Genomic DNA, 5,351 nt, shown 5'->3' on the forward strand with positions numbered 1-5,351 from the left:
GGTTACCCCCAAACGAATCGGAAAATCGATACTGGAAAAACTCTAACTCGGTGGCCAGTTTTTGTTGACCACTTCAGGGCTATTTTACCGCGACAATTCATTCAGAACATCAATAGTCAGGGAAGGAAGTAGCAACATTAGCTAACTAATCAATGCGTTGATTGTAAATCCAGCTAAGAGGTGAGGTTTTCAGAGCAGACAACGGTGAAACGTCATGGTATTGTTACGTTTAGGTAACAAGAAATTTGTCTGCACAAGGATTACATCATGATTATGGCGAAACTGAAGTCAGCGAAAGGGAAGAAATTTCTCTTTGGTTTGTTGGCGGTTTTCATTATTGCGGCGTCGGTTGTGACTCGCGCGACCATCGGCGGCGTTATAGAACAGTACAATATTCCGCTGTCTGAGTGGACGACATCAATGTATGTGATTTAGTCATCGATGATTTTTGTTTATAGCCTGGTCTTTACTGTGTTGCTGGCAATCCCGTTGGGAATTTATTTCCTTGGCGGCGAAGAGCAGTAAGTAAAAAATAGGCCCGATAACTCGGGCCTTGTCAGTTATTGAAGAGTCGTTAATCGTCTTCTTCGTCATCCAGTTCAACGGGTGTCTGATACTGGTCAGGTTTAATGACCAGCAGGTCGCAGCGAAGATGATCAATCACCTGTTCCGCCGTGTTGCCGAGGAATGCTGCTGAAATACCGGTGCGTCCGACCGTGCCCAGAACCACAATTCCCGCCTGTAAATGCTCCGCCAAATCAGGAATCACCTCTTCGGGCAGACCTTTTTCTACGTGCGTCATGTTTTCATTAATGCCGAATTTCTGCCGCAGGGCTTTCATTGCCAGCAAATGTTGCCCACGAATGGCATCGTTATAAACGCTCGGGTCAAATTCCGGCAGTTCAATCGCGATATTAATTGGCGTTACCGGATAAGCGCCAACCAGATGAACTTCGGTATGGTTGACTTGTTCTGCCAGTTCGATCGTCTCTTTGACCAGTTTTTCATTGAGCGCATTATGATACGGCTCTTCACTGGCGAGATTCACCGCCACCAGCGCCTTGCCTCCTTCCGGCCACGGCTGGTCTTTCACCATCCACACCGGGCTTGGGCATTTGCGTAACAGATGCCAGTCCGTTGGCGTAAAAATCACCGCTTCCAGACGGTCATGTTGGTGCGCCATTTTTAGCACCAAATCGTGTCCGCCGCTGATCACTTCCTGAATGATGGCTTCGAAAGGACGGTTATGCCAGACCACTTTAATTTCAATGGGAACGCCAGCATTGAGATAATATTTTGCCTGCTCGTGGATCCAGGCTGTACGCTGGCTGATGACGCCCTGACGCATAGCGGTACGTTCGTCCGGGGAGAGCAGGGTGGTCATTTCGTATGAGAAGTCATAGATCGGCAAAAAGGCTTTAATTTTGCCACCAATCCGTTGATGTAAATAAACAGCTCGCCGCAATGCTGGTTGGTCGTCCTGGTTAGGATCGATAACAACGAGCATGTTCTGATACATAGCCATACAGGGTCTCCTTACAACAACTGTCAACGCAGTTTGTAATTAAAAGATTAACCCATATCTGGTGAATGAAACAGTGATGAACCTTCTGCCAGATCAATAAATCAGAAAAATTTAATGATATGACAGAAGGATAGTGAGTTATGCGGAAAAATCAGGCAACGTTACGCGTATGGCCAGCAAGCTGGGCCAGTGCATCGTTATTTTCGATGGTGATGTATTTACCTTTGACTGCCAGCATACCGCTTTTCTGGAAGCGACCCAGCAGACGGCTGATGGTTTCTACCGTCAGGCCCAGATAGTTACCAATATCGCCACGAGTCATCGTCAGGCGGAATTCACGAGGGGAGAAGCCGCGTTGGGCAAAACGACGGGACAGGTTGTAGATGAATGCAGCCAGACGTTCCTCGGCATTTTTCTTCGACAACAGCAAGATCATGTCCTGATCGCCTTTGATTTCACCGCTCATCAGACGCATCATCTGCTGACGCAGATTCGGCATTTTACCGGACAAATCGTCCAGCGTTTCGAACGGAATTTCACATACCATCGAGGTTTCCAGCGCCTGAGCGAAGCTCGGGTGATGGCCGCTGCCGATGGCGTCAAATCCCACTAGGTCGCCTGCTAAATGGAAACCAGTGATTTGCTCGTCGCCTTGCTCAGTGATTGTATAACTTTTAATCGTACCGGAGCGGATGGCATAAAGCGATTTAAGTTCATCACCAGCCTTAAACAGCGTCTGGCCTTTCTGAATAGGCTTCTTCCGCTCAATGATATTATCAAGCTGATCAAGCTCATGTTCGTTGAGTGTGAACGGGATGCAAAGCTGGCTGATGCTGCAATCCTGGCAATGGATAGCACAACCGCCAGACTGAATGCGCCGTATAATTCGCTTTTCCGGGATCATAGGTCTGCTCAAGCCGTAATTGATATTTGTCAATTTTAACATCTTTTTAGGGAGCAAGTAAGTCTAAGCAAACCTTAACAGCAGAGAATTCCGATATTAGATGTAAATATATGTCTATCTATTTGAAACTCCTTAAGTTGTCAAGGGTAACTTTACATAAAAGTGTGAACAAGCTGGCACAAATTGTTTAATGTTTACAGCAAAAGATAACCTTCGTGGCGCAATAACCACTCTTTTCGCTGAACTCCGCCTGCATATCCGGTCATGGTGCCGTTTCGGCCAATAACCCGATGGCAAGGTACGACGATGCTGATGGGATTCGATCCGTTTGCCGCACCAACGGCACGCGCCGCGCCAGGGCGGCCCAATTGTTCAGCCAGTTGGCCGTAATGCATTACCTGCCCGCAGGGGATAGTGCGTAGTGTTTTCCAGACTTCGCGCTGAAATGGCGTCCCCCCCGTGGCAGTGGGAAGCGTATCAATAATGCTAAGATTACCGGCAAAATATTCACGAAGCTTGTCGCTTAAACCACCTGGGTTGGTGGCAGAAATGCGCTCATAGCCTTCTTTGCGATAATGGATGTCCAGCAGCTGCACCATGCGTTCGCTGTACTCTTCCCATTCAACCGCCCGCAGGCGAAATTGCTCATCGCAAATCACCCACAGTGGACCCAGTGGCGTGGCAATTTTTTCTTCAAGTAATCTCAGCATCCGTTCTCTCTTAAGACAAACGTGGGTAAATACCCTGACCTATCGGCAGACCGACAAGATACCACGCCAGCAACATCAGCAGCCATACCACCAAAAAGATAAGTGGATAGGGCAAGACTAACGAATAGTAAGTACCCAGTTTCGCGTCTGGTTTGTCGCAGTCTGATAGCATAAAGCGATTTTTTAATTTTTCTGCCTGAAGAAATGAGGGCAAGCCATCACATGGATCGAGGGTGGGATAATTCCAGTCAGTGAAATTTTACCGTAGGCTATCTGTTATTTGATTCTGTGGCGTGATAGCCGCCAGACACCACTGAACTCGTCACTCATTCCCCAATCCCGGCGAGAATGTGGTTATTTACAGAGCTAAAAAATGAATAAAAAAATAGAGCCTGTCGACATCCGCCAGACTCTACAGTACACACAGCAGTGCATCCTCGTCTTAAATCCGGCCTGGGGTCCTGGTGACCGGTGACAGTGTTATAACGGTTTTACCCATCCGTTGCCAATTTTCTTCAGTGACAGATTTCACGAAAATATAAGTTAAATCATTTGTCTTGTGATTGCATAATTATGCATCGTTAATCGACGAGTAAATTTACCGGGCGAGTAGCCCGTTCGACGCTTAAACATATTGCCGAACGATTCAGCTGAGGCATAGCCCAGACGATGGGCAATTTTGGTCAACGAATATCCATCATCAAGAAGCGTCACTGCAGAAATAACGTGCATTTGCTGAACCCAGTGGCGAAATGTTAATCCCGTCTCTTTAACAAATAAGCGCATGAGTGTACGGCTACTGACGTTAATTTTATCCGCTAGATTATCCAGTGTTGGCAGATACCCTTGGTTGTTTAGCAAATTCTCACAAAGCTGCTGTAGCCGCTCATCATTTGGCCAAGGGAGTTCAAGTGACATTTTCACCCCCATTTTTATTTCCTGAAGTATCAGTGTCTCGAGGGCTGAAAAACGTAACTGTTGTTTATCTGTGGTACTTTGCGACGGTGGAAGTTGGTTAATTGCAATTAGTAATTCCCTTAACAGGGGTGAAATACCCGTCATGAAGCAAACTGTTCCCAGCGTTTCACTTTCCGCTTCTGAAACCAGTACGGTTTTTAAAAGTACGTTGCCTGTCGCAACAAACTTATGCGGCATTTGTGGGGGCAGCCAAAGCGCGCTGCTGGCATGGACTAGCCAGACGCTTTCTCCAGCCCATACACGAACGACTCCTTCAGCCGGGTAAAGCAACTGGGCATAGAGATGTTTATGCCAGGGAACTGTACCTCCATTCAGATGTTCCGAATCCAGTCCGATAATGTGATGCCCTGGTGATGCTTTGGGTTGCAGTGTAATTGTCATTTACAGTAGGTATTTTGTCAGAAATCATCAAATAAGCCATGTTAAATTTTAAATATGACGTATGCAAGTTTCCGGATATATACGGTGTAAAGAGTGATGATAATTTCTAAAAAACAGCTTATTGGGGTGGTAGCGATCGGTATTCTTTTGACTGGCGTTGTCTTTTTTATCTGGAGGGTAAGCAAAGGAAGATTTATACAGACGACGGATGATGCTTACATTGGTGGTAATATCACCACGGTGGCAAGTAAAGTTTCTGGTTATATTTCTGCTATAGAGGTGCGCGATAATCAGAGCGTAAAAAAAGGCGATATTATCCTGCGTCTCGATGATCGGGATTATCGTGCAAATGTCGCCAGGCTTGAGGCAAAAATAAAAAGTAGCAAAGCCAATCTCGAAGGCATTCAAGCCACTATTACGATGCAGCAGTCGATAATTCAAAGTGCCAGTGAAACATGGCAGGCAGTAAAACATGAGGAGCAAAAGCGCCTGCGAGATACTGAACGTTATGAAAAACTCGCACAATCAGCGGCAATATCGCAACAAATTATTGATAACGCCAGGTTTGACTACCAGCAGGTCGCAGCAAAGGAGCGCAAAGCCGCGAACGATTTCCTGGTGGAGAAGCAACGGCTGGCAGTTTTATCTGCTCAGGAAGAAAACGTACGTGCGAGTATCGAAGAAGTTCAGGCCGCTTTGACTCAGGCACTACTGGATCTGGAATATACCCTTGTTCACGTATAGGAAATTGAAAAACCAGACGATACCGCTGTCCACGCCTTATGCCACGTGAGCTTTTCTGCTTTTCCCTCCACTCCGGTGTTTTCTCTCTCTGCATGGTCGATTCTTATAC

Annotated in this window: 4 protein-coding genes and 4 pseudogenes; 3 read left to right on the plus strand and 5 right to left on the minus strand. The window is 46.6% G+C overall.

Annotated elements, in window-relative coordinates; genetic code table 11:
- Nucleotides 1-267: 267 nt before the first annotated feature.
- Nucleotides 268-525 (plus strand): annotated as a pseudogene (locus ABZJ92_RS20360) (DUF2534 family protein).
- A 49-nt stretch (nucleotides 526-574) separates the two neighbouring features.
- Here the strand turns inward: ABZJ92_RS20360 and uspE are convergent.
- The 4 genes and pseudogenes from uspE to ABZJ92_RS20380 all read right to left on the minus strand — a co-directional run.
- Nucleotides 575-1,525 (minus strand): universal stress protein UspE, encoded by a 951-nt coding sequence (gene uspE, locus ABZJ92_RS20365; RefSeq protein ID WP_001262123.1) that lies wholly within the window; start codon nucleotides 1,523-1,525, stop codon nucleotides 575-577.
- A gap of 151 nt (nucleotides 1,526-1,676) precedes the next feature.
- Nucleotides 1,677-2,429, minus strand: a complete 753-nt coding sequence (fnr, locus tag ABZJ92_RS20370) for a fumarate/nitrate reduction transcriptional regulator Fnr (protein ID WP_000611911.1) — start codon at nucleotides 2,427-2,429, stop codon at nucleotides 1,677-1,679.
- Between the two features lie 194 nt (nucleotides 2,430-2,623).
- On the minus strand, nucleotides 2,624-3,139 hold the full coding sequence (gene ogt, locus ABZJ92_RS20375; protein WP_000945011.1) for a methylated-DNA--[protein]-cysteine S-methyltransferase: 516 nt from the start codon (nucleotides 3,137-3,139) through the stop codon (nucleotides 2,624-2,626).
- 10 nt (nucleotides 3,140-3,149) lie between these two features.
- A pseudogene (locus ABZJ92_RS20380) lies at nucleotides 3,150-3,293 on the minus strand (AbgT family transporter); the annotation flags it as partial.
- Nucleotides 3,294-3,313: 20 nt separating this feature from the next.
- Here ABZJ92_RS20380 and ABZJ92_RS20385 point away from each other — a divergent pair.
- A pseudogene (locus ABZJ92_RS20385) lies at nucleotides 3,314-3,509 on the plus strand (LysR family transcriptional regulator); the annotation flags it as partial.
- A gap of 173 nt (nucleotides 3,510-3,682) precedes the next feature.
- Here ABZJ92_RS20385 and ABZJ92_RS20390 read toward each other — a convergent pair.
- Complete coding sequence (locus ABZJ92_RS20390; RefSeq protein WP_000156575.1) at nucleotides 3,683-4,498, minus strand: AraC family transcriptional regulator; 816 nt, start codon at nucleotides 4,496-4,498, stop codon at nucleotides 3,683-3,685.
- Between the two features lie 96 nt (nucleotides 4,499-4,594).
- On the opposite strand from ABZJ92_RS20390, the pseudogene ABZJ92_RS20395 reads away from it, so the two are divergent.
- A pseudogene (locus tag ABZJ92_RS20395) lies at nucleotides 4,595-5,233 on the plus strand (HlyD family secretion protein); the annotation flags it as partial.
- Nucleotides 5,234-5,351 lie beyond the last annotated feature (118 nt).

Origin of the sequence: Shigella sp. FJ200513, from assembly GCF_040495915.1 — a bacterium.
Classification (GTDB): domain Bacteria; phylum Pseudomonadota; class Gammaproteobacteria; order Enterobacterales; family Enterobacteriaceae; genus ECMA0423.